The organism is Aeromonas sp. sia0103 (genome assembly GCF_963895295.1).
In the GTDB taxonomy this organism is placed as follows: Bacteria; Pseudomonadota; Gammaproteobacteria; order Enterobacterales; family Aeromonadaceae; genus Aeromonas; species Aeromonas encheleia.
On record NZ_CAWQKG010000006.1, the window covers coordinates 21510 to 44061 of the forward strand.

22 protein-coding genes are annotated in these 22552 nt (G+C 59.8%); 9 read left to right on the forward strand and 13 right to left on the reverse strand.

Going from position 1 to position 22552, the window contains the following annotated elements:
• Nucleotides 1–35 precede the first annotated feature (35 nt).
• From AACW18_RS02095 to AACW18_RS02120, 6 genes are all read right to left on the reverse strand, one after another.
• A complete protein-coding gene (locus tag AACW18_RS02095) occupies nt 36–467 on the reverse strand; it encodes a MerR family transcriptional regulator (protein ID WP_218390021.1) in 432 nt (143 codons plus the stop codon).
• Nucleotides 468–709: 242 nt separating this feature from the next.
• The gene (locus tag AACW18_RS02100; RefSeq protein WP_218390022.1) at nt 710–1303 is read right to left on the reverse strand and encodes a hypothetical protein; all 594 of its coding nucleotides are present in this window, start codon (nt 1301–1303) and stop codon (nt 710–712) included.
• A gap of 105 nt (nt 1304–1408) precedes the next feature.
• On the reverse strand, nt 1409–2488 hold the full coding sequence (locus AACW18_RS02105) for a hypothetical protein (protein WP_218390023.1): 1080 nt from the start codon (nt 2486–2488) through the stop codon (nt 1409–1411).
• A 154-nt stretch (nt 2489–2642) separates the two neighbouring features.
• Nucleotides 2643–3524 (reverse strand): phage exclusion protein Lit family protein, encoded by an 882-nt coding sequence (locus tag AACW18_RS02110; RefSeq protein WP_218390024.1) that lies wholly within the window; start codon nt 3522–3524, stop codon nt 2643–2645.
• A gap of 125 nt (nt 3525–3649) precedes the next feature.
• Nucleotides 3650–3829 (reverse strand): hypothetical protein, encoded by a 180-nt coding sequence (locus tag AACW18_RS02115; RefSeq protein WP_218390025.1) that lies wholly within the window; start codon nt 3827–3829, stop codon nt 3650–3652.
• 255 nt (nt 3830–4084) lie between these two features.
• Nucleotides 4085–4447, reverse strand: a complete 363-nt coding sequence (locus AACW18_RS02120; RefSeq protein WP_041205088.1) for a DUF2061 domain-containing protein — start codon at nt 4445–4447, stop codon at nt 4085–4087.
• A 180-nt stretch (nt 4448–4627) separates the two neighbouring features.
• Here AACW18_RS02120 and AACW18_RS02125 point away from each other — a divergent pair, with 180 nt between their 5' ends.
• Complete coding sequence (locus AACW18_RS02125; RefSeq protein WP_218390026.1) at nt 4628–4837, forward strand: hypothetical protein; 210 nt, start codon at nt 4628–4630, stop codon at nt 4835–4837.
• Nucleotides 4838–4906: 69 nt separating this feature from the next.
• Here AACW18_RS02125 and AACW18_RS02130 read toward each other — a convergent pair whose 3' ends face one another.
• Genes AACW18_RS02130 through AACW18_RS02140 form a run of 3 tightly spaced genes read right to left on the reverse strand, consistent with a single transcriptional unit; the run spans nt 4907 to nt 8119 of the window.
• Nucleotides 4907–5761 carry a 23S rRNA (adenine(2030)-N(6))-methyltransferase RlmJ gene (locus AACW18_RS02130; protein WP_218390027.1) on the reverse strand — a complete coding sequence of 285 codons (855 nt, stop codon included), beginning with the start codon at nt 5759–5761 and terminating at the stop codon, nt 4907–4909.
• Nucleotides 5755–6216, reverse strand: a complete 462-nt coding sequence (locus tag AACW18_RS02135) for a DUF2390 domain-containing protein (RefSeq protein WP_218390028.1) — start codon at nt 6214–6216, stop codon at nt 5755–5757. The genes AACW18_RS02130 and AACW18_RS02135 overlap by 7 nt, the downstream gene beginning before the upstream one ends.
• A complete protein-coding gene (locus tag AACW18_RS02140; RefSeq protein ID WP_218390029.1) occupies nt 6209–8119 on the reverse strand; it encodes an ABC transporter ATP-binding protein in 1911 nt (636 codons plus the stop codon). The genes AACW18_RS02135 and AACW18_RS02140 overlap by 8 nt, the downstream gene beginning before the upstream one ends.
• 153 nt (nt 8120–8272) lie before the next feature.
• Between AACW18_RS02140 and AACW18_RS02145 the strand changes: the two genes are divergently transcribed.
• From AACW18_RS02145 to AACW18_RS02155, 3 genes are all read left to right on the forward strand, one after another.
• Nucleotides 8273–8683 carry a CBS domain-containing protein gene (locus AACW18_RS02145; protein WP_042651656.1) on the forward strand — a complete coding sequence of 137 codons (411 nt, stop codon included), beginning with the start codon at nt 8273–8275 and terminating at the stop codon, nt 8681–8683.
• A 388-nt stretch (nt 8684–9071) separates the two neighbouring features.
• Complete coding sequence (locus tag AACW18_RS02150; RefSeq protein ID WP_218390030.1) at nt 9072–10136, forward strand: porin; 1065 nt, start codon at nt 9072–9074, stop codon at nt 10134–10136.
• A gap of 354 nt (nt 10137–10490) precedes the next feature.
• The gene (locus tag AACW18_RS02155; protein WP_042651658.1) at nt 10491–11435 is read left to right on the forward strand and encodes a chemotaxis protein CheV; all 945 of its coding nucleotides are present in this window, start codon (nt 10491–10493) and stop codon (nt 11433–11435) included.
• Nucleotides 11436–11565: 130 nt separating this feature from the next.
• Here AACW18_RS02155 and AACW18_RS02160 read toward each other — a convergent pair whose 3' ends face one another.
• Nucleotides 11566–12165, reverse strand: a complete 600-nt coding sequence (locus AACW18_RS02160; protein WP_218390031.1) for an arylesterase — start codon at nt 12163–12165, stop codon at nt 11566–11568.
• A 234-nt stretch (nt 12166–12399) separates the two neighbouring features.
• Between AACW18_RS02160 and AACW18_RS02165 the strand changes: the two genes are divergently transcribed.
• Nucleotides 12400–13125 carry an ABC transporter ATP-binding protein gene (locus AACW18_RS02165; RefSeq protein WP_218390033.1) on the forward strand — a complete coding sequence of 242 codons (726 nt, stop codon included), beginning with the start codon at nt 12400–12402 and terminating at the stop codon, nt 13123–13125.
• Nucleotides 13126–13222: 97 nt separating this feature from the next.
• A complete protein-coding gene (locus AACW18_RS02170; protein WP_218390034.1) occupies nt 13223–15664 on the forward strand; it encodes an ABC transporter permease in 2442 nt (813 codons plus the stop codon).
• 147 nt (nt 15665–15811) lie between these two features.
• Here the strand turns inward: AACW18_RS02170 and AACW18_RS02175 are convergent, their stop codons facing one another.
• Nucleotides 15812–16717 carry a TIGR01777 family oxidoreductase gene (locus AACW18_RS02175; protein WP_218290467.1) on the reverse strand — a complete coding sequence of 302 codons (906 nt, stop codon included), beginning with the start codon at nt 16715–16717 and terminating at the stop codon, nt 15812–15814.
• Between the two features lie 290 nt (nt 16718–17007).
• Here AACW18_RS02175 and AACW18_RS02180 point away from each other — a divergent pair, with 290 nt between their 5' ends.
• Nucleotides 17008–18540: an EAL domain-containing protein gene (locus AACW18_RS02180; RefSeq protein ID WP_218329816.1), complete on the forward strand. Its 1533-nt coding sequence runs from the start codon at nt 17008–17010 to the stop codon at nt 18538–18540.
• A 65-nt stretch (nt 18541–18605) separates the two neighbouring features.
• On the opposite strand, the gene AACW18_RS02185 is transcribed toward AACW18_RS02180, so the two are convergent.
• On the reverse strand, nt 18606–19787 hold the full coding sequence (locus tag AACW18_RS02185) for an aminotransferase-like domain-containing protein (protein ID WP_042651664.1): 1182 nt from the start codon (nt 19785–19787) through the stop codon (nt 18606–18608).
• 202 nt (nt 19788–19989) lie between these two features.
• Nucleotides 19990–21057, reverse strand: a complete 1068-nt coding sequence (locus AACW18_RS02190) for a M28 family metallopeptidase (RefSeq protein ID WP_218390035.1) — start codon at nt 21055–21057, stop codon at nt 19990–19992.
• 346 nt (nt 21058–21403) lie between these two features.
• Between AACW18_RS02190 and trmB the strand changes: the two genes are divergently transcribed.
• Together trmB and AACW18_RS02200 are read left to right on the forward strand one after the other, a co-directional pair.
• Nucleotides 21404–22117 (forward strand): tRNA (guanosine(46)-N7)-methyltransferase TrmB, encoded by a 714-nt coding sequence (gene trmB, locus AACW18_RS02195; protein ID WP_218390036.1) that lies wholly within the window; start codon nt 21404–21406, stop codon nt 22115–22117.
• Between the two features lie 31 nt (nt 22118–22148).
• On the forward strand, nt 22149–22481 hold the full coding sequence (locus AACW18_RS02200) for a YggL family protein (protein ID WP_042651667.1): 333 nt from the start codon (nt 22149–22151) through the stop codon (nt 22479–22481).
• The last annotated feature ends 71 nt before the right edge of the window (nt 22482–22552 follow it).

Genomic DNA, 22552 nt, shown 5'->3' on the forward strand with positions numbered 1-22552 from the left:
AGCCACCATTACACCCCTTGTCCCATGGGACAGAGTCAAGCCACCTTGTGTGCCCGTCCTGCAAGCCCTTGCTCAGCCTGTGGGAGCGGCTCGGTCTGAACGGGGGCGCCATAACGGCAGGGGTGCTGCGCCAGCAGCGCGGCGCACTGGGTCAGGGAGTGATGCTGGTGCTGCAGCCTTGCCACCTCTGCCGCGATCTGTGCCAGCTTGCCCGCGATAAGCTGCTCCACCTTCTGCCAGGGGAACTGCGCGAGACTGGTGAGGCCTGCCAGCAAGGGGACAAGCTCGCTCAGCTTGCAGCCGAGCTGCTGGGCCTGGCGAATAAAGCCGACCCACTCCAGATCTTCGGCCCGGTAGACGCGATACTTGCCGCGCCGCCTGGGCTCGGGCAGCAGCCCGAGCTGCTCGTAGAGACGGATTGCCTTGGGTGTGGTGCCCGCCAGCCGGGCAAATTCGCCGATATACATGCTGCTGCTCGCAAAGGTTGTTCGAGTAGGGGCTCACTATAGGTTAGTGGCAGGGGGGATTGAATCCCCTAGAGGGCGGTGGAGCCATTGGACCGCGCTGCGGTGGCAGAATTTTGACAGGGGACACCCACCTTACCAGGCAAGTCTTTTATCGAGACGGTGGGGGGCCAGATTACTGTTAACGCCCGCATTTGCGGCTGGTTTGAAGCGCAGCGGAAAACCAGTCCGTCAACTTGCGCTTGTTAAGTTTTGTCTGCATTTGCGACAAAGTGCTCATAGTATTTCCGCGCCTCTTCCTCTGGCCCCAGAGCAACGTCAATAAGCATTTGAAGACTCCATACGGGGCCGGGAGTCACTTGGTCTAAATCTAGGTCTTTAGGGTAAGCATCTGGGTCTATCGCCATTTCTAAGTTTTCAAACCACCAAATTTCAATTTTTCTCAGTAGTCCGATCATTTCTTCGAATGCGTCGGCGACATCAAAGTCTACACCTGTCGAAGCAAACGTGAGCATCTCATGAGCCAAAGTGTTACGACACCTTTTAATATGCTCAAAACTCTCTAAGTCTTTATCATCAATAGCTGTCATATCTTGAAGCCATTTCAATGATGCATAGAGAGGGCTTCTATTTAACGCAAGCACCTTTTCTTTATACCCAGGGCTGACAATCATTCCATTTTCATCAAAGCCATTTGTAAAAAAACCTTCTATCTTTTCAATAATACTGCTCTTGAGCATTTCGAAGGCCATCGAGAATATAGAGGCAGTAATAATGTTTGTTTTAAGCGTCTCAGGATGAAGTACTCGCTCCCATGATGCTTTAACTTTTTCATCCATGTTCGATCTCGATAAAGAAACTTAACGCCTCAATAACCGGCGCGCTTTAGCGCGTCTGGCGCCGTAGGCGCGTAGTTGATTGATTTGTTAGGCTTTTTAAGCACTCTAGTATGCACCAAAGTCTTTACCTACTGATTTAAAGCGTTTTAGATCAAATAATGGGTGCCCGTATAAGTAACTAGGGGCCACAGTATCCTTTTTCTTATTAGGATTACTGTGTTCATGAACTGGAAAAAAGTTTAATTCAGGGTGGTCTGGTGCTGAATCTGATCGATACCTTTCGTCTTTTACTCCTGGCTCAAAAAGCATATAGGCAAAGTCTGTAAAAGAGTTGAGTCGGAGCAACCACCTCCAGCCACTGCTAAGCTCTATCCAAACCTCCCACCCTCGACTTGTTTTCTTAGCATTACCAATTTTTCCTTCTAACTCCTCAGCAACAATCATTTGAACAATAGGTATCAACTCATCTTGGATATGAGGAAGCTTTTCTATTTCACTCCAGTCAAGCTGCAAACTAAATAAAGCAGCAAAGAATGAAAATATGCTAGGGTGATTTTTAGCCTCCTCTAAATGCTGGTGACATACAGGCAGTTGAAGCATAAATGCTTGCGAGGTATCACCAAGGGTCGTTGCGGCATAGCATGTAGCCTTCTCTCCACATGAAACACAGCCATCGCCTTTTGAAACAATCATTGCCCGCTCGACGCTTGTATTTTTCATTCTGCCAGATACCAACTCTGTGGGCAGCTCATGCACTGAATCTTTGTGTTTTAGCCATTCTCTATGCACATGCCGATGGACATCTGTATCTAATAATTTATACATGGCATCTTCATTAGGCAAGCGGCAGGTCTTCTCTTCAAATGCTTCAGAAATAGTGGTTTTCTGAGCAGGCCTCAGCCTATATGTACGAATACAGCCACAATCCATTGTTTGAGGAAATACCAATACAGCATCTAGACTATTCTGAGACAGAAATATTTTTTCACAGGATACAACGAGAAGTTCCCAGTATTTTTTATTTTTAGTTGAGCACTCGATAATAAATGGAAGCCTTTTTTCCATAAAATCTAAATTTTTATAGGAAAGACCTGAAATTCTAGCTTCGATTATTGAGGAACTAACCTCAGATTCATCCAGTGGTTCTAGTGCTGAATCAAGATTAAAAAGAGGGTATCTGTTCATTTAATATTACCATCTAGATATATGCCTAACGCCGAGTTCAGCGGCAGTTTTTAAGTTGTGATTTCATGGAATACTTTTGTGCAGCAAATCCATAAAACCGCGACTTAAAAACTGTCCAGCCACGCAGTGGCGATGCTGGAACGATTTGTTAGATTTATGTGCGAGATAGTTGAATAAGACAATTTGTAAATAGCTCTTTCCAAGGGATGTCTTCCGTCAAATCAATTTGTTGACCAGCTAAAGCCATATGAACTTGAAGAATAATCACAGAAAAGGCATACACAACATGGTCGTTATCAAAATTTTCATCAAGGGCGTCAAACAACCGCTCAAACGATTTTGGATGTGTAGTCTCTTTAAACTCCCCACTTAGCAAATCTTGCGTTGTGATGGTGAGTACGGCAATTGCTATACCTAATCCTCGTTTTGTGAGTTTTTTGGTGCAAATTTCCTCGCCAAGAATCCAATTAGTCGCAGATCTATCAGCTTCTTTTTCTTGTTCTCTCGACTCACAATCACTGCAAGGAGCATTTGGATGATCATTATAAATATGTGCAATTTCATGGTGTAAAATCCATGCAATTGCACTTAAAAACAGTTCATCCGCTACCGACTCATATTCAGTGGGATACGAACAAGCTTTAGCTGGGCGAGCTGTTTCATCTAACCACCTTCCACTGTCTGGAGACTTCAAGTTTGAAATGCTCCAACGGTATAGGTCCATCCCCGAACGTAGTTCTGAATCACCATGTAAGTCAAACTGCGCTGTCTTATCAGACTGCTGACAGTCAGTATATTTCTTATAAATTAAGTAATATACATAAGAGGCGCACCACAGGAATTCAAGTGACTGTGTCGGCAACCTTATTTGATTTTCTTTAGTATTGACACTAAATGAAAAACCCGATTTATTGAAAAACACAACTTTTGGGTCATATTTATCTCTAAAATCTAGTAACTCTTGTTCTCTCTCTGGAGCAATTCTCAAAAGAGAGCTAATAATGTCTTCATCTAAAACTCGTATAGGAGATATCATCTTATTCCTCAAAAAATCTAACAGTGATTAGATAGAGGACGGTACTAACACATTAATACCGCCTTCTATCTAACTCCGCTCCACTTTGATTCAGGGATTTATAAATAATATTTTAAATCAATGAGTTACCTGCCTACCTCTGAAGCTGATTGTAATCGCTTGACCTCTTCTTTTTGCGCAACCATTACGACTGTATAGAAAAGCAGTGTGACGTAGGCATGGCAAACGCCGGCATGGCTACCGCACTGGATTTCAGCTTCCAGTGTGCTGCTATTTAGCTGCGCTTGGGGGATGGCGTGGCTCATGGGTGACTCCGACGAGGCGTATGTTGCCAATCGGATATGTTAGCGGGTATGGCGCTGAGGGGAAGGGCAGGGTGATGGATTTCTGGGCGGGATCAAAGAATGAGTCGCTATGGCAAGGGATGTGTCGGCGTAGCGGGTCTGTGAGAGGGGGCTCATTGGGCGCATGGAGCCAGTTTTGCCGGCCTCCTTTAGCCAGCAGCAGGGGTTGGCGGCTGCTCTTGCCGCTGGTGAAGGGGAAGGGCTGGTCGCCCTCCCTTATGCCAGTGCCAGTTGCTGGCGGGCACGCCACAGCCGCTCGTGGAAGAAGAAGACGACTGTGTTGATGGCAGGTTCGATCAGTGCCATCACGCCGCCTGTGAGCAGCTCGCCACTCAGCAGGTAGGCGACGGCGAACGCCACCGAGAAGTGCACCAGGGCAAAGCTGCTGGTCTTGGCCTGCAGGCTGTGGTCGGGTTTGAGCTTGTGCCAGCCGAGGTCGTGGAAGTAGAAAGCGACGGTGTTGACGGCGGGTTCAATCAGGGCGATCAGGCTGGCGGTGAGCAGTTCGCCGGTCAGCAGGTAAGCCACTGTGAAGGCGACACTGAAGTGCAGAACGGCGAAGCTGATGGTCTTTTTCATGATGGTGTCTCCTCTGGCGATGAGTGCAGTATCACCCGGAATGACATCAAATGAAAACCATTCTCATCTATCGGCTGGATAGAAAAAGCCTATCGACCGAGGTCGAAACCACCAGATTGGGGACTTGCCTGGGGCCACGGCGACGATAGAGTGTGCCTTTGCCATGAAAAAGGAGCTTTCATGACCATCAATGCCAACATCTATGTGCTGTTCATCCTGCTGCTGCTGATGATCGTCGCCGGCGTCGTGGCCTGGCGACTGGCGCGGCGCAAGAGCCGGCATCCTGTGCTTATCACCGTTCTGTGCGTGCTGCTTTGTCTGTTCCCGCCCTTGGCCCTGCTGGCCTTGCTTGCGCTGGCGCTCTGGCGAGATATGCCCGTCAGGGCCTGAGTCGTCATTCCGGCAACGGCAGACAGAGAAAAGCCCCTTTCGGGGCTTTGTCATTCGGTCGATGAGGGCTCAGTCGGCTGCCTTGTTGAGCCACTCGACCCTGTACTGGGCGCCGGCGCCCTGGGCCAGTTTGGCACAGAGGGGCTTGAGGAAGGCCTCTATCTGCTCGGCCAGCATCCAGGGGGGGCTGATGATCAGCATGCCTGAGCCGTTCATGCCCCAGTCGCTGGTCTGGCCGGCCACTTCCAGCTCGGCCACCAAGACGTTACCGAAGTTTTCCCGCTTGATTGCCTTGAGCATGTCGCGGGACTTGTCCGCCTCCTGCCCGAGGATGGGATACCAGAGGGCATAGATGCCGGTGGCCCAGCGCTTCTGTGCCTTCTTCAGGGTATCGACCACGGCGAAGTAGTCTTCCTTCAGCTCGTAGGGGGGGTCGATGAGCACCAGCCCGCGGCGCGGGGTGGGGGGCAGCAGGGCGATCAGCCCTTCGAAGCCGTCACGGTGGTGCACGGCGACGCGGGGGTCATAGCCCATGTTGGCGCGCAGGTCTTCCACCTCGTTGTTGTGCAGCTCCATCAGCGCCAGCTTGTCCTGCTCGCGGGCGAGACGGCGCGACAGCTCGGGGGAACCCGGGTAGTAGTGCAGCTCACCGTTCTGGTTCATCTCCTCGATGACGCCAAGATAGGGCGCCATGGCAGCCCACTGGGCGCGCTCGTCCCACAGCCGACCTATGCCATCGGCGTACTCCGCCTTCTTCTGGGACCAGTCGCCGCGCAGGTCGTAGAGACCGCCACCGGCATGGGTGTCCAGCACGATGAAGGGCTTCTCCTTCTTCTTGAGGGACTCGATGATCAGGGCCTGGACGGCATGTTTCAGCACGTCGGCGTGGTTGCCGGCGTGAAAGGCGTGGCGATAACTCAGCATATTAGGTCTCTGAGGGGGCCCTGCTGGGCCCCCAGTAACGATAGATAGTTCAACAGATTGTGGCTCTCGCCTCGCGTCAGGCTGAGGCTGCGCAGGGTCTGCAGCAGGACACCCTGTTGCAGCCGCTCCAGCTCCAGCTCGTGGGCCAGCATGGACTGGTACTCGGCCTCATCCAGCCGCGCCTTGGCGTTCTGGCGCAGGGCACGCCAGGGGGTCAGCACCACCTCGGTCTGCACCAACGCCGGTTGCAGCGTGCCGAGCTCGACCGGGATGCCATCCTGATCCAGCCGGTGCAGCAGCAGGGCCAGGTTGATGTTGCCCCCCTGCGCCTGCAGGCTGAGCCAGTCCTGGCTGCGTGCACCATAGACCTTGCCGCTCCAGTGCCAGAATGCGAGCGGGGTGGGCAGTTCATGGATGGCGACCCGCTCGGCCGCCACCCCTCGTTCGTCACGCAAAGAAGGCCTGCTCCTGGCTTTCCAGCTCCTCGGAGAGGCTCATCCACTCCAGCTCGACCCCTTCCAGCTCCTCCTTGAGGGGGCCCTGGGACTTGAGCAGCTCGGAGAGCCGGCTCTTGGCGCTCTCCTCGTAGATGGCGGGGTCGGCCAGCTGCTCCTCCACCGCGGCGAGCCGGGTCTGCAGCTTCTCCATGCTGGCCTCTAGCTTCTCCAGCTTTTGGCGCAGGGGCCGGGTCTGCTGGCGGAACTCCGCCTCGCGCCGCTTCTGATCCTTGCGCGCCAGCGCGGAGTTGGCGGAGACGAGGCCGTCGCTCGGCTTGGCGTTCGCCTCTTTGTCCTGCTCGCCGAGCCACTTGTGGTAGTCGTCCAGATCGCCGTCGAACGGCTCGACCCGGCCGCCGTGCACCAGATAGAAGTCATCCGTGGTGGTGCGCAGCAGGTGCCTGTCGTGAGAGACCACCACCATGGCGCCCTCGAAGCCTTGCAACGCCATGGTCAGGGCGTGGCGCATCTCCAGGTCCAGGTGGTTGGTCGGTTCATCCAGCAGCAGCAGGTTCGGCTTCTGCCAGGTGACCAGCGCCAGTACCAGCCGCGCCTTCTCGCCGCCGGAGAAGGGGGCCACCTTGTCCAGCGCCTTGTCGCCGTGGAAGCCGAAGCTGCCGAGATAATTGCGCAACTCCTGTTCGGTCTTGTCCGGCGCGAGACGGGCCAGGTGATCGAGCGGAGTGTCGTCCAGGCGCAGGGTCTCCAGCTGATGCTGGGCGAAGTAGCCGATGCTGACCCCGGCGCTCACCTCCAGCTTGCCCGACAGCGGCGGGTTGGTGCCCGACAGCATCTTGATGAAGGTGGACTTGCCGGCGCCGTTGCGCCCCAGCAGGCCGATGCGCGAGCCCGGCACCAGGTTGAGTTTGATCTTCTCCAGGATCACCTTGTCGCCATAACCGGCGCTGAGGTTCTCCATGGCGATGAGCGGGGTCGGCAGGGCCGACGGCTCGCGAAACTCGAAGCTGAACTCGGAGTCGGCGTGGGCCGGCAGCAGCTTCTCCATCCGCTCCATGGCCTTGAGGCGACTCTGGGCCTGGCGGGCCTTGGAGGCCTTGTAACGGAAGCGGTCAACATAGGCATGCATGTGGGATATCTCCCGCTGCTGCTTCTCGTACATGGACTGCTGCTGGGCGAGCTGCTCGGCGCGCTGCAGTTCGAAGTCGGAGTAGCCGCCGGTATATTCGTTCAGCTTGCCGTTTTCGATGTGGATGATGCGGTTGATGACCGAATCGAGGAAGTCGCGGTCGTGAGAAATAAGCACCAGCGTGCCCTGATAGCCCTTGAGCCACTTCTCCAGCCAGATGACGGCATCGAGATCCAGGTGGTTGGTCGGTTCATCCAGCAGCAGCAGGTCGGAGCGGCACAGCAGCGCCTGGGCCAGGTTCAGGCGCATGCGCCAGCCACCGGAGAAACTCCTTACCGGCGAGTCGAGCTGATCGCCGCCGAAGCCGAGACCGTGCAGCAGCTCGGCGGCGCGGGCGCGGATGCTGTAGGCGCCTATGATGTCGAGCCGGCCGTGCAGCTCGGCCACCAGCAGGCCGTTGTCATCCTGCTCGGCCTGGGCGAGCTGGGCCTCCAAGGCACGGAACTCCTTGTCGCCATCTATTACGTAGTCCAGCGCGGAGCAGTCCAGCGCCGGGGTCTCCTGGGCGACGCCGGCGATCTGCCAGCCGGCGGGCAGGCTGAAGCTGCCGTTGTCGATGGCCAGCTCGCCACGCACCAGCGCAAAAAAGGTGGACTTGCCACAGCCGTTCTTGCCTACCAGACCCACCTTGTGGCCGGGGTGTATGGTGGCGGAGGCGTTGTCCAGCAGCGTGCGGCCGCCGCGGATCAGTTCGATTTGACTGGCAACTATCATGGATGGATCTGCTTGGCTCAAGATGAAGGAGAAAACTGGCGCGGATCTTACGTGAAATGGCGCAGATTTGCACTTTAGGCTGGGGGACTTGGCTGGCTGCGGCAAGAAAAACGTGCCATAACAGAGACATCTGTCAGGGGACAGGAGGCTGCCATGCTGATTAAAGAGATCATGACGACCCGGGTTGCGACCGTTTCCATGGATGACAGGCTCAATGTCATCAAGGAGATCTTCGAGCAGGCCCACTTTCGCCACCTGCTGGTGCTGGAAGACGAGGTGCTGATGGGGGTCATCTCGGACAGGGATCTGCTGCGTGCCCTCAGCCCCTATCTCGACACCGATGCCGAGATGAACCGCGACACCGAGACCCTCAACCGGCGCGCCCACCAGATCATGAGCCGCCAGCCCATCACCATCGCCGCCGATCGCTCGCTGCAGGAGGCGGCCAGGGTGATGCTGGAGCAGCATGTCTCCTGCCTGCCGGTGCTGGAGAAGGGGGCCCTGGTCGGCATTCTCAGCTGGAAAGACCTGCTGAGGGTCATGCTCGACTGGCAACCCGCCTGAGTGCCACCACCCGCTGAGGCCCTGACACAGTATCAGCCGCTATGACAGCTCGCCTGTGGTCTGGCAGCCCTCGCCAGTCAGGGTGACGCATTGTTTACCCTTTTTTCCTTTCTTCATCTTGCCCCTCCCGCCCTGTACTCAGCAGAGACTGGCTGACGGTGTCGCTCTGTCTCCAAATGAAACGTATAAAATGTAGCCAATTGGCGACTATTTATGTCGGTCAGAAGCCTTGTTTGGCCTCCATTCATCAATTAATCGTCAACTGCTTCAGTTCCTATCAAGGTTCGCAGATCTACCCTAGGTCATCGGAAATGAACCCGATTCTAAATTTCTAAATGACAACGACCGAGCAACAGGTCTGATAGCGTTTACACCAGAGGAACGAACAATGAAAAAAACAGCATTGACTATGGCCATCTCCAGCCTGCTGCTGGCCGGTGGTGCTCAAGCTTCTACCGTTTACAACCAAGATGGTACCAAGCTGGACATCGGTGGTCGTGTTCAAGGCATGTACTACGGCAGCGATAACGACAACGAGAATGGCGATCAGAGCTATCTGCGTCTGCGTATCGGTGGCGAGACTCGCGTCAACAGCGAAACCGTAGCCAACGGCTTCGTTGAGTACAACGTACCGACCAACGACTCCGACACCGAGCTGCGTTATGCCTACGTTGGTGTTAAGAACGATCGTTTCGGTGCCTTCAGCTACGGTCGTCAGGATGGCCTGATTGCCAAAGCCGTAAACGACTACACCGACGTTCTGCCTGAGTGGGGCGGCGATGGCCTGGGCAAGGGTACTGAAGTATTCGGTACCGGTCGCACCAACGGCCTGGCTCAATACTTCTACACCTTCGACGGTCTGGTACTGGGTGCCCAGTTCACCGGCGAAAACGAAGCCCAGAACGACAGCACCTCCAGCTGGACCAAGGGTTCTGCAGAAGGTTACGCCCTGTCTGCCAACTACAACTTCGACATGGGCATCAGCCTGGGTCTGGCCTATAACCAGGCTGGCAAGACTGCCGACCAGAGCGCCAACTCCAACTTCGGTGGTGACGACGATGCGAAGCTGACCGCCGTTGGTATCAAGTACAACGCCAACAACCTGTACGCTGCCGCGACCTACGCCTATGGCGAAGACCACGTCTATGTGAACCAGTCTGGCTACAACGGCTACGCCGAAGAGAGCAACGGTTACGAAGCCGTGGTTCAATACACCTGGGGCCAGTGGAAGCCGTCCCTGGCGTATAACCGCCTGGACGTGAAGGGTGAAACCTTCGACGACACCCTGACCGAATACGTCTCCATCGGTGCCTGGTACAACATCAACGAGAACTTCGACGTCTACGTTGATTACAAAGCCAACCTGCTGAGCGGTGGCGATGCTGATGGTTACAACGAGTTCGGTCAGAACACCGACGACGTCGTTGGCGTGGCCATGCAGTACCACTTCTAAGTCATTCCCTGACTGCCTACTGTATTTTTTTGACCGGCCGCTTTGCGGCCGGTTTTTTTATGGGCGCAGCATAAGCTCGCGCTTTTGGAACCTCAGGCCAATCCCCAGCTCAGCATTGTCCCCTTCTGGTCGATAACCCTCTTGTCGGGCTGATGGCGATCGGGTTTCCCGCTCTATGCGGTGGCTATGGGGCGAGGATCACGCCCCGCGGTCAAGATCCTATCTTTCCTCGACCCTTTTCATTATTTCTATAGGGACTTGCGTTGCGCCTATGGCGGGGGAATGCGGGTCTGATTGGCATGTCGACGCCGTGCTACGGTGGCGGCACTCGGGAAACGGACGTAAGGGCTTTATATGGCGAGCATATTGGATTCAGTGGATCAACGTACCCAGCTGGTGGGGGAGAATCGCCTGGAACTGCTGATGTTCCGCCTGGGCTCCCAGCAGCTGTTTGCGATCAACGTGTTCAAGGTGCGGGAGGTGGTGAAACTGCCTCGCCTCAACAAGATGCCCGGGGCCCACCACAACATCAGCGGGGTGGCGAACATCCGCGGGGTCTCCATCCCGGTGATCAACCTGCGCGGCGCCATCGGCATGCGCCCCATGGCGGTCGACAGCGACTCCAACCTCATCATCACCGAGTACAACCGCAGCATTCAGGGTTTTCTGGTCGGGCAGGTGGCCCATATCGTCAACATGACCTGGAAGGACATACTGCCGCCGCCCCGTTCTGCGGGCCGCTCGAACTATCTCACCGCCATTACGCGCGTCCCGGAGCGGGGGGCCGATCAGATCGTCGAGATCATCGATGTGGAGAAGGTGCTGGCCGAGATCATCACCTATGACATCCGCATCTCGGCCGAGGTGTTGGACAGGGAGATCCTGCCCCAGATGCACGGTCGCAAGGTGCTGATCGTCGACGACTCCAGCACGGCGCGCAACCAGGTGCGGGAGACGCTCGCCCAGCTCGGGCTCGAGGTGATCGAGTGTCAGGATGGGCTACAGGCGCTCAAGCTGCTCAAGGGCTGGTGCGACGCGGGCAAGTCGGTCACCGACGAGATCATGCTGATGATCACCGATGCCGAGATGCCGGAGATGGACGGCTACCGCCTGACCCACGAGGTGCGCAGCGATCCGCGCATGGCCGATCTGTTCATCACCCTCAACACCTCCCTGAGCGGCAATTTCAACGAGGCCATGGTCAAGAAGGTCGGCTGCGATCGTTTCATCTCCAAGTTCCAACCCGATCTGCTGGTGGGGGTGGCTCAGGAGCGGCTGCGCCAGATACTGCAAGCCTGACCCCGATCAGACGACATTATGGTCAGGCAGATCGGCGGCGATCGCGCATTGCCAGGTTTTAATCAGGATGACAAAGCACCCGCCTCGGCGGGTGCTTTTGTTTTAGGGACTAGCGGCCTATCACGCGGGGCTATTGGGTCAGCAGGGGCTCGATAAAGCTCGCGACCCGGTCGCGGATCTGCGGCTGGGCTTCGGCCGTGGGATGGAGGCCATCGTTCATCAGGAGTTCAGGGCGAAGCGCAATATCATCCAAAAAGAAGGGCATCAGCGGCAGGTCATTGGCCTGCGCCAGTTCCGGGAAGAGCTGCTCGAACTGGCGCAGATAGCGTGCACCATAATTGCGGGGCAGCTGGATCTGGGTCAGCACCGTCTTCACCTGCTGTGCCTTGGCAAGCGCCACCATCTTGACCAGGTTGTCACGGGTGATGGCGGGGGCGAAGCCGCGCAAGCCATCGTTGGCACCCAGCTCGATCAGCACCCAGTCGGGTTTATGCTGCTCGAGCAGGGCGGGCAGGCGGGCCAGCCCCCCTTGCGTCGTTTCACCGCTGATGCTGGCGTTGATGAGCCGGTGCTCGCCGCCCTGCTGCCGCCATTTCTGCTCGAGCAGGGCAGGCCAGCTCTGCTCGGCCTGCATCTGATAGCCGGCGCTCAGGCTGTCTCCCAGCACCAGCAGGGTCTGGGCCTGCACCGATGAAACCAGGCAGCAGAAGGCGAACAGGAAACGCGTCATTATTTCAACTCCGATCATTCGTTGTCATTAGGGGCCTGGGCAAACAGGATATGCATCGTGGGTTCAGTGCCCATTATTTATTGTCAGCAAGGGCCTGGGCAAACAGGACATGCATCGTGGGTTCAGTACCCATTGTTTATTGTCAGCAAGGGCCTGGACAAACAGGATATGCATCATGGGTTCAGTGCCCATTATTTATTGTCAGCAAGGGCCAAGGTAAACAGGAAACGCATCATGAGTTCAACTCCCATTATCGTCGTCAGGGACCTTGGCAAGACGGTTCGTCTCGGCCAGGAAAGCCTCACCATCCTTGAAGGGATCGACCTGCAAGTCAATACCGGCGAGACGCTGGCCCTGGTCGGCGCCTCCGGCTCCGGCAAATCCACCCTGCTTGGCCTGCTGGCCGGGCTGGATCTGCCGAGCAGCGGCGACATCGAGATCCTCGGCCAGTCGCTGACCCGGCTGGACGAGGAGGGCCGGGCCCGCCTGCGTGCCGAGCAGGTGGGTTTCATCTTCCAGTCTTTCCTGTTGCTGCCCACCTTAAGCGCGCTGGAGAACGTCATGCTGCCCGCCGAGCTGCGCGGTGAGACCGATTGTGCCCCTAGGGCCAGGGAGCTGCTGGCCGAGGTGGGGCTCAGCGAGCGGCTGCATCACCTGCCGCCGCGCCTGTCCGGCGGCGAGCAGCAGCGCGTCGCCATCGCCCGGGCCTTCATGACCCGGCCCAGCCTGCTGCTGGCGGATGAGCCCACCGGCAACCTCGACAGCAAGACCGGGGAGACGGTGATCGAGCTGCTGTTTCGCCTCAACCGCGAGCACAACACCACGCTGGTGGTGGTGACCCATGATCATGAACTGGCCCAGCGCTGCCAACGGCAGCTGGTGATGGCGGCGGGACGACTGGCGTCGGATACGCCGGCACCCGAAGCCGTCCCGGCCTCCCGAGTCAGGGAGCTGTCATGAGTCAATGGCGACTGGGATTTAAGTTACTGCGCCGCGAGGGTTTCAGCGGCGAGTTGCGGCCTGGGCTCGGGCTGGCGCTGGGTGTGAGGAGTCAGTCATGAGTCAATGGCGACTGGGATTTAAGCTGCTGCGTCGCGAGGGTTTCAGCGGCGAGCTGCGCTGGTTTGTGCTGGCGCTGGCGCTGAGTGTGGCCTGCGTGCTGAGCGTGGCGCTGGTGGCGGACAGGCTGGATGCCGGGCTCAAGGCCTCGGGCCGTGACTTCATCGGCGCCGATCGGGTGTTGCGCTCCGCGACCCCGGCGCCTGAGGCCTGGCTCGAGCAGGCCCGGCAGTATGGCCTCTCCATCCAGACCACGGTCAGCTTCAACAGCATGCTGTTTCACGGGGATGGGCTGCAACTGGCCTCCATCCGGGCCGTGCCGAGCGACTTCCCCTTCTATGGCAAGCTGGAGCTGATGCCGCAGCGGGCGCCCGCGCCCGGCGAGATCTGGCTCTCCGCCCGGGTGATGCAACTGCTCGGCGCCAGGCTCGGGGACGAGCTGGAGGTCGGTAACACCAGCCTCAAGGTGGCGGGGGAGCTGGGTCAGGAGCCGGATCAGGGCTTCAGCCCCTTCCAGATGGCGCCACGGGCCCTGATCCACAGCGCCGACATCGAGGCGACCGGTGCCCTGCTGCCGGGCAGCCGCCAGCAGTGGCGCTATCTGCTCAAGGGCCCCCGCGAGGGAATCGCCAGCTACGAGCGCTGGCTCAAGCCCAAGCTGGCGGCGGGACAGAAGCTGATCAAGCCGGATGATCAGGGCTCCCAGGTGGGGAAATCCCTGGCCAACGCCGAGCGCTTCTTCCGCCTGGCCTCCCTGGCGGGGGTGCTGCTGGGGGCCCTGGCCATGGGCATAGCGGTGCGCCACTTCGCCGAGCGGCAGACCAACATGGTGGCGCTGCTCAAGACGCTGGGCGCGTCCCGTCGCACCCTCTGGCAGCTGATGGGCACGCTCCTGTTCTCGCTGACCCTGATCGGTGCCTTCATTGGCCTGGTGGCGGGCAGCGGGATGCAGTGGCTGACGCTGCAACTGCTGGGGGATCTGCTGCCCAGCGATCTGCCGCCGCCCTCCTGGCGCCCCTTCGCCCTCGGCCTGTCGGTGGCCTTCTTCATCACCCTGCTGCTGGCCTTCATCCCCTTCCTGCGGCTGCTCAAGGTGCCGCCGCTGCGGGTGCTGCGCCGTGAGCTGGAGGCGGGCGTGCCCCCCTGGCTGACGGTGCCGGTCGGCCTGCTCGGGCTATTTGGTCTGGTGTGGGGCTTCACCGCCGACGCCAGGCTGGCGCTGGGTCTCATCGGCGGCATGGGGGTGCTGATGGGGTTGCTGGCCGTGCTGGCCTCCGGGCTGCTGCGACTCGGCAGCCGGCTCAAGGGCCCCCATGCCCTGCGCCTGGCCATCAGCCACCTCTCCCGCGAGCGGGGCAGCGGCCTGTTCCAACTGGCGGGTTTCGCGCTGGCGCTCATGCTGTTCGGGCTGCTGTGGGCGGCGCGGGTCGACTTGCTGGACGACTTCTCCGCCCGCTTGCCGGCGGATGCCCCCAATCGCTTCCTGGTCAATGTGGCCGATCAGGAGCGGGACGGGATCCTGGCGGACCTGCGCCAGGCCGGTGCCATCACCTCGGACTTCTATCCCATGGTGCGCGGGCGCCTGACCCGGATCGCCGGCCAGGCGGTGGGTGAGGATGCGGCGCGGGAGGGGGTGAACCGCGAGCTGAACTTCACCACCACGGCGGCGCTCCCCCCCGACAACCAGCTGACCGCGGGGCAATGGCTCGCCAGCAAGGGGGAGGTCTCCGTCGACGAGGTGCTGGCGGGCCAGCTCGGCATTGCCCTCGGCGACGTGCTCAGCTTCACCATAGAGGGGCGCAGCTTCGAGGCCAGGGTGACCAGCCTGAGATCCATCAAGTGGGACAACATGAGGCCCAACTTCTACATGATCTTCTCGCCGGATCTGCTGGCGCCCTTCTCCCAGACCTGGCTTGGCAGCTATCGCCTGCCCCCAGAGGGACGCAGCGCCGAGGTGGAGCTGATCCGCCGGCATCCGACCGTCAGCCTCATCGACGTGGAGGACTTGATAGCCCGACTCACCGTGGTCTCGGATCAGGTGAGCCGGGCGCTGGGGCTGATGCTGGGGCTGGTGACGGTGGCCGCCCTGCTGGTGCTGCTGACCCAGACCCAGGCCAGCATGGCCCATCGGCGGCGCGAGCTGCTGCTGATGCGCACCCTGGGGGCCGGCAGCGCCCTGCTCGAGAAGATGCTGCGCTGGGAGCTGGTGGCGAGTGGCCTGTTGGCGGGGTTGTGCGCCGCCATGGTGGTCGAGCTCTGCTCGTTCGGCCTGCAGTGGTGGTGGTTCGATGGCCGCTGGCAGTTCCACTGGGCCATCTGGGCCGGGCTGCCGCTGCTGGGGGCGCTGCTGGTGACCCTGGCCGGTCAGGGCATGCGCCGCCAGCTGCTGGCGGGGACCCTGAGCGATCGGCTGCGAGGGCTGGGGCAGGGGCTGCTGTAGATTCGATTAGCCACGAAGTGGCGTAATCGGACTAACGGGGATGCTGATGCTTGGTTGCCAGCTACGCGAGCGTCCGATGACTAATCGAACCTGCGCCCTTCTCTCAAACAGCGCCCGGCCTTGGCCGGGCGCTGTTTTTTGTGGGTCTCAGCGGGGGGCGTGCAGCAGGTTGTCGAGGGCCTGGGGCAGCTCTGGGTAGGTAAAATGGAAGCCTGCCTGCTGCAACCGGGTGGGCAGCACGTGCTGACCGGTGAGCAGCAGGTCAGCCGCCTCGCCCAGCAGCAGGCGCAGTGCCCCGGCCGGTACGCACAGCAGGTGGGGGCGGTGCAGGCTGCGGGCCAGGCTCTGGCTGAAGGTCCGGTTGTCGACCGGCTGGGGGGCGGTGCCGTTGAAGATGCCGTCGCACTCGTCGTGTTCCAGCAGGAACAGCATGGCGCGCACCAGATCCTGAATATGGATCCAGCTCATCACCTGCCGGCCTGAGCCCATGGGGCCACCCAGCCCGAGGCGGTAGGGGGGCAACAGCTTGGGCAGGGCGCCGCCATCTTGGCCGAGCACCAGGCCGATGCGCACTATGCAGACCCGGGTGCGGGGGCCGCGGGCCTGTTGGGCCAGGCTCTCCCACTGCTGGCAGAGTCGATGGGTAAACTCGTCATGGGGCTGGCGGCACTGCTCGTCCAGCGGCTCATCGCCCTGGCGGCCATACCAGCCGATGGCGGAGGCATTCAGCAGCAGCCTGGGGGGCGTGCTGGAGAGCTTGATGAGATCCACCAGCTGCTCGGTCAGCAGCCAGCGGCTGTTGCACAGCAGCTGTTTGCGCTGCTCGCTCCAGCGGCCACTGGCGATGGGTTCCCCGGCCAGGTTGATGACGATGTCCACGTCGTTGAGATCGTCCAGCCGATCCAGGTTGTCGAGCAGCTTGATGTCGTGGCCGAGCAGATCGTAGGCCCGGCTGCCCTGGCGGGTCAGTACCACCACCTCGTGCTGCACCTTGAGATGGGCCACCAGGCGGCGACCGATAAAGCCTGTCCCCCCCGTGATCAGTATCTTCATGTCCTGCCTCCCTGATGCTGTTGGCTCTACTCTAGAGGGCGGGGTCCGGATGAACAAGCAACTGTTTTTGAAAGTATTATAATTTTTTGTGCGCCAGCGCCTGGATTGGCCTGCGAAGATTGGGGGAGACTGTGGCGACCCGGCATGCGGGAATAAGATGTGGGGATGAGGCTTGTTTCACGGCTCGTCGGGGGCCGCATGGATCACTCATCTCGCGCCCTCGTGACTTGCCAAGTCGCGGACAAGGCGTAGACTTGTCTGCTTTTTCGCCTTTGCCATTGTGGGGAATCATGCCATTTCGTCGTCTGAGGGTGCGTCAATTCTATGTCCGGCTGGCCTGTGCCCTGCTGGCCGCTCTGTTGCCCGTGGTGCTGGGACTGGCCATCGTCGCCTGGCAGACGGTGGACGGGGTGAAGCAGGATGCGGTGGAGCGTTTGGTGCATGCGCAGCGCATGTTTGACCGCACGCTGGACAACGCCCAGCTGGCCGCCTCGGCGGTCATGGGCAACGTGGGCAAGCCCTGCCTCGAGGTGGTGCAGGGCCTGCGGGATCAGGTGGCGACAGTGCCGGATGTGCGCAGCGTCAACCTGACCGAGGGGGAGACCATCTACTGCACCTCCCTCTATGGTCCGGTCAAGGGCCGGATCTATCTCGAGGACTATGTCCAGGGCAAGCTCGATCTCATGCGGGGCAATCCGGTCACGCCGGATCGGCCGCTCATCGTCTACCGACAGGAGGTGGGGGAGTACGGCATCCTGGTCGGGGTCGATGGCTATTACCTGCTCAACATCCTCGACATGCTGAGCCGCACCTCTCCCCTTGGGCTGGTGGTGGGTCCGCAGATGCTGCTGCGCGACAGCAAGCTCACCGATCAGCTGTTCCCCTCAGATGCGCCTGGCTACCTGGAGCAGGCCTCGGAGAAGTACCCGTTCAAGGTGGCGACCACCCTCTCGGTGGACGAATACGGCGCCCATATCTGGGACTACTCCAAGATCAGTCTCATCGTCTATCCCCTGCTGAGCTTGCTGTTCGGGGTGGGGGTGTTCTGGCTGATGGGGCGCTCGACCTCACCGACGCAGGAGCTGAAACGGGCGCTGGATCAGGGGGAGTTCTTGCCGCACCTGCAACCCGTGGTGACGGGTGACGACGCGCACTGGAGCGGCTGCGAGGTGCTGATGCGCTGGCAGCATCCCCGCCAGGGCATGATCTCGCCGGATCGCTTTATCCCCATGGCGGAGGCCTCCGGCCTCATCATCCCCATGACCAGTGCGCTGATGCGCCAGGTGCGCGAGCACTTCGCGTCCAGGGTGCATGAGTTGCCGGCCGGGTTTCACTTCGCGTTCAACGTCTGTGCCCGCCACTGCCACGATCTCAGCCTGGTGGACGATTGCCGCGCCTTCATCAAGGCGTTCGAGGCCAATCCCATCAAGCTGGTGCTGGAGCTGACCGAGCGGGAGCTGATAGTGGCGGACGAGGTGAGCGACCGGCTGTTTGCCGAGCTGCACGATCTTGGCGTCTTCATCGCCATCGACGACTTCGGCACCGGCCACTCCAGCCTGGCCTATCTGCAGACCTTCCAGGTCGATTTCCTCAAGATCGATCAGAGCTTCGTCGGCATGATAGGGTCCGATGCGCTGTCCAGCCACATCGTCGAGAACGTCATCGATCTGGCGACCCGGCTCGGCCTGCAGCTGGTGGCGGAAGGGGTGGAGAACGAGGTGCAGGATGCCTACCTGAGGGCGCGGGACGTGACCTTCCTGCAGGGCTACTTCTACGGCAGACCCATGCCGATGGCGGAATTCAGCAAGCGGCTGAGCCGCTGAGGCCGGCAGGCGGCCATAAAAAAACCAGCGACCGAGGTCGCTGGTTTTTTTCATCAGGCGAGGGCTCAGAGCATGCGGGCCAGGGCGCGGGCCAGCCGCTTGACCCCTTCCTCGGTGGTGGCCTCGTCCACGCAGGAGAAGCTCAGGCGCAGGGTGTTCTTGATCTCGGGGCGCACATAGAAAGGGGCGCCGGGCACGAAGGCAACTTTCTCCTTGATCGCCTCGTCGAACAGCTCCATGGCGGAGATGCTGGCGGGCAGAGTCAGCCAGAGGAACATGCCCCCTTCCGGCCGGGTGTAGCTGACGCCGGGCGGGCAGTGGCGAGCCAGGGCGGCTTCCATGGCGGCGCGCTGGCGACCGTAGACTTCCTTGATCTTCTCCAGATGGGCATCCAGCGAGTTGTCGGTCAGGAAGCGGTGCAGCACCTGCTGGCTGAAGGCGTTGCTGTGCAGATCCGTGGCCTGCTTGGCGATGGTGACCTTCTTGCGCAGCCAGTCCGGCACCAGCATCCAGCCGAGACGAAACGCGGGCACCACCGTCTTCGAGAAGGAGCCGAGCAGCACGGTATTGTTCGGCGCCAGCTTGGCGATGGGGGGCAGGTGCTCCCCCTCGAAGCGCAGCTCGCCGTAAGGGTCATCTTCCACCATCAGCAGCTCGTGGCGTACCAGTCGCTCGGCCAGCGCCTCGCGATTGGCGCGGCTGTAGGAAACACCGCTCGGGTTCTGGAAGTTCGGCACGCCGTACAGCAGCTTGGCATCGGAGCCTCGCTCCAGCAGCGCATCCAGCGCGGCCAGATCCAGCCCCTCTTCCCCCAGGGTGATGGGACGGAAGTTCGGCTGATAGACGGAGAACGCCTGGATGGCACCCAGGTAGCCGGGCTCCTCGATGATGAGATCCTGTCCCTCGTTGACAAGCACCTTGCCCAGCAGATCCAGCGCCTGCTGGGAGCCGCTGGTGATCAGGATGTTGTCCGGGTCCACCGTCATGCCGTGGCGCGTCAGGTAACGATCGGCGATGTACTGGCGCAGCGGGGCGAAGCCTTCGGTGGCGGCATATTGCAGCGCGGCGGCGCCCTGTTCGCGCAGCACGTCCTGGCAGGCCTGGTCGATGGCCTTGACCGGGAACAGGTTCGGGTTGGGCAGGCCGCCGGCGAAGGAGATGATCTCCGGATTGGCGGCGACTTTCAGGATTTCGCGGATAAAGGAAGGTTCGACCTTCTCGAAGCGCTGGGCAAAAAACGGCTGCATAGGGTTCTCTCTGACTGGGTGGCGGTCGCTCCATTCAACCGCCAGGTTATCCGTTTGTATCAGATTTCAGAAATGAGGCAATGGCTGTCACAAAAATCCATAAAAAAGGGCAGGTTTGACACCTGCCCGAATTTTATCGTCTCCGAGCGGGGGCGGGGCGTAAAAACCCCTGACCCGTTCGCGGTCGGCCGTCAGCGCCGACTCAGAGTCCGGGTTCCTTCAGGAAGCGGATCATCAGATCCGTGTTGGCGCCAAGCTGCTGCTGGACCCGGCCCGGGAACAGCTCGGCCATCTTGTCGAGGCGGTCGTACTGGGTGTGCCAGATCTTGCCCCACTGGGTCTCGCTGTCCCGATCGCAGGCGCTCTTGCTGGCGTCATCGTAACAGTCCCACAGCGCCGGGTTGGTGCTCTGGGAGTAGCCGTCATAGCCGTCCGCCCCGTTGATGGTGAAGTTGGTCGCCTCCACGTAGGCGATGGGCACCCCCAGGCAGGCGAAGGGGGCGTGATCCGACCAACTGCCGGTCTCCCCTTCCGGGTAGCCGGCGTAGCTGGGATGGATGGCGAACGGGGTGGCACCCTGCTGGGAGATGGCCAGCAGGCGATCCCGCACCTTGGGATCGAAGCTGTAGCGGCTCGGCTCGGCGCAGTTGTACTCGCTCACGTCGGAGTGGGCGGAGTGAACGTAGACGATGTCGCCGCCGGCGATGGTGTCGTAGTTCACCATGGCCAGCAGTTGGGTGACGGCGGCGCCGTCCAGGCCGGCGGCATAGGCCTTGGAGCCGTTGAGGCCGTTCTCTTCCGCGCCGAAGAAGGCGAAGCGCACCGTGTAGGGCAGAGTCTGGCCCTTGAGCGCCTCGGCGACCGCCAAGAGGGCGGCGACCCCGGCGCCGTTGTCGGTGGCCCCCTCAGAGCCCTTCTTGTCCCCGGTGCTGTCGTAGTGGGCGCCGATGAGGATCACCCTGTCACTCTGCCCCTTGAGCTCGGCGATGAGGTTCTGGGAGTGCTTGCTGGCACCGCCCTTGGTGTAGGTAAACGGCTGGTTCTGTACCTCGTAGCCCCAGCCTGTCAGATGATCCTGGATCCAGGCGGCGGCGCGGGTCTCGGCCTCGGTGCCTGTGGGTCTGGCCCCTATCCCTTCTGCGCCCGAGCTCAGCTGTACCAGATACTCGTAGGCCTGGTCGGCGGGGGCGGGGGCTTGTGAATCATTGTCCGAGGGGTTGCACCCGGCCAGCAGGGTTGCGGTGGCGAGGCACAATACTGTTTTTTTCATACTGCAATCCTTTGTTGTGTATGGCTTTATTATCGCGTGTCAGGATGCACCTGACGCCCGGCAGATTCTGTGAAGGGGGTGGCATTTGTCAACCGAACTGGCTGAATTGGCAAGAGACGGGGGATTTGTTGCGCTAAACACTTGCGCCTTGGGCCTATCTTGGGATAATTCGCTCCCCTGTTTTCGTCGACTGATGAAATAACGAGCCACTCAAGGTCGACCCTCAGCCGGACTGACCGAGATGTGTTGCCCGGATTGATGAAATAACGAGACTATTCATTCGAGTCGTCCCCAGCCGGATTGACCTGAGATGTATGACCCGGATTGATGAAATAACGAGACAATTATGCCTGTGACCCAAGATGTATTTAACGAAGACGGCAAGTTCATGCGCAAGATCCGCAGCTTCGTCCGTCGCGAAGGCCGCCTGACCAAAGGGCAGGAGAAGGCCCTGGAAGAGCTCTGGCCGGTCATGGGTATCGATTTTGCACCGGCCCCGCTCGACATGGTGGCGCTGTTTGGGCGCGACGCGCCCGTGGTGCTGGAAATAGGTTTCGGCATGGGCGCCTCCCTGGTGGAGATGGCCAAGAATGCCCCCGAGAAGAACTTCATCGGCATCGAGGTGCACTCCCCGGGCGTCGGCGCCTGCCTCGGCACCGCCCAGGAGGCGGGGGTCACCAACCTGCGCGTCATCTGCCACGACGCGGTCGAGGTGTTTGAGCACATGATTCCGGACGGCTCGCTCTCCTGCCTGCAGCTGTTCTTCCCGGATCCCTGGCACAAGAGCCGTCATCACAAGCGTCGCATCGTGCAGCCGGCGTTCGCCCAGGACGTTCGCCAGAAGCTGGCCATCGGTGGCGTGTTCCACATGGCCACCGACTGGGAGAACTATGCCGAACACATGCTGGAGGTGATGAGTGCCGCCGAAGGCTATGAGAACACCGCCCCTGGCGGCAACTGGGTGCCGCGTCCCGACTGGCGCCCGCTGACCAAATTCGAACAACGTGGCCATCGTCTTGGGCACGGGGTTTGGGATCTGATTTTCAAACGAGTTAACTAAGTTAACGTGTCAACAAACCTAAGGAGCTAGCATGGCCAATCGTAGTCGCCGTCTGCGTAAGAAACTGCGCGTCGATGAATTCCAGGAAATGGGATTCGACATCAGTTTCAACTTCCCGGTCGGCACCGCCGAAGAGACCATCGATACCGTGGTCGATGCGTTTATTGATGAAGTGATTGAACCCCGCAAGCTGGCCTTCGCCGGTTCGGGTCATCTGTCCTGGGAAGGCATGATCTGCACCCAGCAGTTGGGCAAGTGCACCGAGGAAGACCGTGCCGTCATCAAATCCTGGCTGGAAGGCAAGGGGATGGAAGCCGTGGTGGTCACCGAGCTGTTCGACCTCTGGTACGGCGAGCCGGCCTGATATCGGACTGCCTGTCACGGGCACATAGAAAATCCCGCCGCCGGCGGGATTTTTGTCGGTGGGGGCGGCCC

Excerpts from the sequence above, each read along its gene's own strand:
- AACW18_RS02105 (WP_218390023.1), bottom strand. The coding sequence starts at position 2,488 with ATGAACAGATACCCTCTTTTTAATCTTGATTCAGCACTAGAACCACTG.
- AACW18_RS02180 (WP_218329816.1), top strand. The coding sequence starts at position 17,008 with ATGCCATTTCGTCGTCTGAGGGTGCGTCAATTCTATGTCCGGCTGGCC.
- AACW18_RS02110 (WP_218390024.1), bottom strand. The coding sequence starts at position 3,524 with ATGATATCTCCTATACGAGTTTTAGATGAAGACATTATTAGCTCTCTT.
- AACW18_RS02120 (WP_041205088.1), bottom strand. The coding sequence starts at position 4,447 with ATGAAAAAGACCATCAGCTTCGCCGTTCTGCACTTCAGTGTCGCCTTC.
- AACW18_RS02115 (WP_218390025.1), bottom strand. The coding sequence starts at position 3,829 with ATGAGCCACGCCATCCCCCAAGCGCAGCTAAATAGCAGCACACTGGAA.
- AACW18_RS02125 (WP_218390026.1), top strand. The coding sequence starts at position 4,628 with ATGACCATCAATGCCAACATCTATGTGCTGTTCATCCTGCTGCTGCTG.
- trmB (WP_218390036.1), top strand. The coding sequence starts at position 21,404 with ATGCCTGTGACCCAAGATGTATTTAACGAAGACGGCAAGTTCATGCGC.
- AACW18_RS02145 (WP_042651656.1), top strand. The coding sequence starts at position 8,273 with ATGCTGATTAAAGAGATCATGACGACCCGGGTTGCGACCGTTTCCATG.
- AACW18_RS02155 (WP_042651658.1), top strand. The coding sequence starts at position 10,491 with ATGGCGAGCATATTGGATTCAGTGGATCAACGTACCCAGCTGGTGGGG.
- AACW18_RS02185 (WP_042651664.1), bottom strand. The coding sequence starts at position 19,787 with ATGCAGCCGTTTTTTGCCCAGCGCTTCGAGAAGGTCGAACCTTCCTTT.
- AACW18_RS02095 (WP_218390021.1), bottom strand. The coding sequence starts at position 467 with ATGTATATCGGCGAATTTGCCCGGCTGGCGGGCACCACACCCAAGGCA.
- AACW18_RS02150 (WP_218390030.1), top strand. The coding sequence starts at position 9,072 with ATGAAAAAAACAGCATTGACTATGGCCATCTCCAGCCTGCTGCTGGCC.
- AACW18_RS02165 (WP_218390033.1), top strand. The coding sequence starts at position 12,400 with ATGAGTTCAACTCCCATTATCGTCGTCAGGGACCTTGGCAAGACGGTT.
- AACW18_RS02200 (WP_042651667.1), top strand. The coding sequence starts at position 22,149 with ATGGCCAATCGTAGTCGCCGTCTGCGTAAGAAACTGCGCGTCGATGAA.
- AACW18_RS02175 (WP_218290467.1), bottom strand. The coding sequence starts at position 16,717 with ATGAAGATACTGATCACGGGGGGGACAGGCTTTATCGGTCGCCGCCTG.
- AACW18_RS02130 (WP_218390027.1), bottom strand. The coding sequence starts at position 5,761 with ATGCTGAGTTATCGCCACGCCTTTCACGCCGGCAACCACGCCGACGTG.
- AACW18_RS02100 (WP_218390022.1), bottom strand. The coding sequence starts at position 1,303 with ATGGATGAAAAAGTTAAAGCATCATGGGAGCGAGTACTTCATCCTGAG.
- AACW18_RS02170 (WP_218390034.1), top strand. The coding sequence starts at position 13,223 with ATGAGTCAATGGCGACTGGGATTTAAGCTGCTGCGTCGCGAGGGTTTC.
- AACW18_RS02140 (WP_218390029.1), bottom strand. The coding sequence starts at position 8,119 with ATGATAGTTGCCAGTCAAATCGAACTGATCCGCGGCGGCCGCACGCTG.
- AACW18_RS02190 (WP_218390035.1), bottom strand. The coding sequence starts at position 21,057 with ATGAAAAAAACAGTATTGTGCCTCGCCACCGCAACCCTGCTGGCCGGG.
- AACW18_RS02160 (WP_218390031.1), bottom strand. The coding sequence starts at position 12,165 with ATGACGCGTTTCCTGTTCGCCTTCTGCTGCCTGGTTTCATCGGTGCAG.